At 70.2% G+C, this 3,377-nt stretch carries 2 protein-coding genes; both read right to left on the reverse strand.

Features of this window, described 5'->3' with window-relative positions:
* Window positions 1-894 (reverse strand): NUDIX domain-containing protein (locus WA805_RS27705; protein ID WP_425243804.1); only part of this gene is annotated, 894 nt, incomplete at its 3' end.
* A complete protein-coding gene (locus WA805_RS27710; RefSeq protein WP_422287744.1) occupies window positions 887-3,067 on the reverse strand; it encodes an RNA degradosome polyphosphate kinase in 2,181 nt (726 codons plus the stop codon). The genes WA805_RS27710 and WA805_RS27705, both read right to left, overlap by 8 nt.
* Window positions 3,068-3,377 lie beyond the last annotated feature (310 nt).

The raw sequence follows: 3,377 nt of genomic DNA on the forward strand, positions 1-3,377 counted from the left end.
GTGCAGCACCCAGAAGCCTGCCGTCGGCAGCTCATCGGCCCATTCGCTCGGCAGGAGGGTCCCGTCGGGCGGCCCCAGCGCCCCGATGGCCGCGGCTTGCAGCAGGGACACGTTCTCGCGGTGCGCGCACACCACCGCGGGCTCGCCCGCGCCGATGGTCTCGGCGATGAGGGCCGCGGAGGCGGCCGGGTCCGTTCCTGATGACCGGACCTGCAGCGCCTGCTCTGCCCGCACCTGCGCGCCGGTCAGTTCCGCGTACGGGCCGACGCTGTCCATGCAGCGGGTGGCCGCGGAGCTGATCACCCGGGCGTGCGGGGCGAAGGCCGCGAGCAGCGGCGCGAGCAGCTTCGCCTGGGCACGGCCGGTGCTGTCCAGCGGCCGCTCGCCGTCGTCGCCCTTCCACTTCGAGCGGGGCACCGCCGTGGCGTGCCGCACCAGGATGAGCGGTACCGTGTCGGCCGGCCGGCTGGCGAAGTCGCCGAGCACGCGCACGTCGTGCTCATAGCTGGCCAGCTCGCCGGCTTGCGGCCGGACGGCCCAGGTCACCTCGTCGACCTCGTCGTTCGGCACCGCCGCCTCGTCCACGCCGGAGACCCGGGCCGCCCACCAGTGCACCCGCTTGGGCCGGCCGCCCACCTGGTACCGCACCGAGGTCAGCCGGCGGCCGAGGATCAGCCGCGCGCCGCCCTCTTCGAAGACTTCACGGACCGCGGTGAGCAGCAGCGGCTCGCCAGGCTCTGTCTTGCCCTTGGGCAGCGACCAGTCGTCGTACTTCTTGCGGTGCACGAGCAGTACTTCGGGCTCGCCCCCGTCTCGGCCCGGCCGCCAGGCGACCGCACCAGCCGCCAGGATCAGCTTGCTTTCCTTGCTGTCGGGCGGCTTATTGTTAGCCATCAGCGCTGCGACCTCGGCTTTTTTCTCTGATCAGGGTCTCCTGCACATCGCGCAGCGGCTGGCCGCCGGCGTCCCGCGCGTGCCTGGTCCAGTCGCCATCGCTGTCCAGCCACCACGAGGACGTTCCCTCGTCCATGCCCTGGGCGATGAGCCAGCGCAGCCGGGCGCAATGCGCGGGGTCGCCCACCCGGACCAGGGCCTCGACCCGGCGGTCCAGATTGCGGTGCATCATGTCCGCGCTGCCGATCCACACCTCGTTGCCCGCCTCCGGATCCTCCCCTGGCTGCGGGTCAGGATCCGGCTCGCCGGTGCCGAACGCGTAGATGCGCGAGTGCTCGAGGAACCTGCCCAGGATGCTGTGCACCGTGATGGTATCGGACAAACCAGGCACACCGGGTCGAAGCGCGCACATCCCCCGGACCCACAGGTCGACAGTCACGCCGGCCTGCGCGGCCCGGTACAGCGCGTCGATCACCATCTCGTCGACGAGCGCGTTGCACTTGAACGCGATCTTCGCCGGCTTGCCGGCCCTGGCCCGCGCCGCCTGCCGCCCGATCCTGCCCACGATGCCGGCCCGCAGCGCCTCGGGCGCGACGAGCAGCCGCCGGTAGCCGATCTTCCTGCTGTAGCCGGTGAGGTGGTTGAACAGGTCGGTGACGTCCTCGCCCACCTCCCGGTTGGCGGTGAGCAGGCCGTAGTCCTCATACAGCCGGGCGGTCGCCGGATGGTAGTTGCCGGTGCCGATGTGGCAGTACCGCTTGAGCGAGCCGTCCGTTTCCTCGCGGACGATCAGCATGACCTTGGCGTGCGTCTTCATCCCGACGAAGCCGTAGACGACATGACAGCCGGCTTCCTCGAGCTTGCGCGCCCAGATGATGTTGGCGCGCTCGTCGAACCGGGCCTTGATCTCGACCACCACCACGACCTGCTTGCCGGCCTCGGCCGCGTCGATGAGCGCGTCCACGATCGGCGACTCTTCGCCGGTCCGGTATAGCGTCTGCTTGATGGCCAGCACCCGCGGGTCGGCGGCGGCCTCCTCGACCAGTCGTTCCACGGTCGTGGTGAACGAGTCGTAGGGATGCTGCACGAGCACGTCACGCTCGTTGAGCGTGGCGAAGATGCTCACGTCGGCCGGCACCGCCTTCGTCGAGGGGACGAACGCGGGATAGCGCAGCTGACCGATCGGCAGGTCGGCGATCACGTCCAGGCCCGCCAGGTCGAGCGGGCCGTTGACCTTGAAGATGGCGTCCTCGTCGACGCTGAGCTCCTTCGCCAGCCGGCAGAGCACGTCGTTGGCCATGTCCGCCTCGACCTCGAGGCGGACCGCCGGCTCGAATCGCCGCTTGGCGAGCTCGCGCTCCATGGCCTGCAGCAGGTTCTCCGTGAGGTCCTCGTCGACCTCGAGGTCGCGGACTCTGGTCACCCGGAACACGTAGTGCTCGACGATGTCCATGCCGGCGAACAGGTCGTCCAGGTGCGCCGCGATCACGTCCTCGATCGGCACGAACCGGCGCGCGGTGACGTTGAGGAAACGCGGCAGGTTCGGCGGGACCTTGACGCGCGCGAACATGGTGGCGCCGGTGCCCGGCTCGGCGAGCATGACGGCCAGGTTGAGGGACAGGCCGGAGATGAAGGGGAACGGGTGCGCCGGGTCGACCACCAGCGGGGTGAGGACCGGGTAGATCCGGTCCTTGAACAGCCGGGTCAGGTCGTCGCGCTCCCGCTCCTCCAGTTCCTTCCAGCGCAGGATCTCGATGTCGTGCCTCGCCAGTTCCGGCTGCACCCGGTCGGTGAAGACGGCCGACTGCCGTTCGGTGAGCTCGGCGGCGCCCCCGAGGGTGTTCTTCAGCACCTGGACGGGCAGCTGGCCGTCGGCGCCCTCCACGGGGAAGCCCGCGACCATCCGGCGGGTCAGGCCGGCCACCCGGACCATGAAGAACTCGTCCAGGTTAGAGGCGAAGATGGCGAGGAACCGCACCCGTTCGAGCAGCGGCGTCTCGTCGCTCTCAGCCAGCTCGAGGACCCGCTGGTTGAACTTGACCCAGCTTTGCTCCCGGTCCAGGTACCGGTCGGCGGGCAGCGCCGCACCGGTGGTACCGTCCGTGAGCAGGGCGCCGTCGCCCTCGTGCTGGTCCGCCGGCACCGGCGGCGCCTCGTCCTGACGCGTGGACATGTCTGAGATTTCCGATATCTCTGCGATTTCCGAATACTGGTCGTGAGGCTGGAGAGGCGAGTCGCCTAGGGCGATCCCGGGCTCGCTGACGCTCATGACTCCCATTGTCCCCTGCCCTGCTAGGAACGAATCGGCCACCCGCCCGAGTATCCGCCCGGTGCCGCTATCTGGTCAGGCCGGACGCCAGCACCGGCTCGCCCGTGACGCCCGCCGCCGGGGTGCCCGCGGCGCGGTGGTTTTTTCGCAGCTCAATGCGCGCCGCGCGGGAGCGGATCCGCGGCCGGCTGGCCGGCTGGGCGAAGGAGTCCAG

Origin of the sequence: Trebonia sp., from assembly GCF_049794275.1 — a bacterium.
GTDB lineage: Bacteria > Actinomycetota > Actinomycetes > Streptosporangiales > Streptosporangiaceae > Trebonia.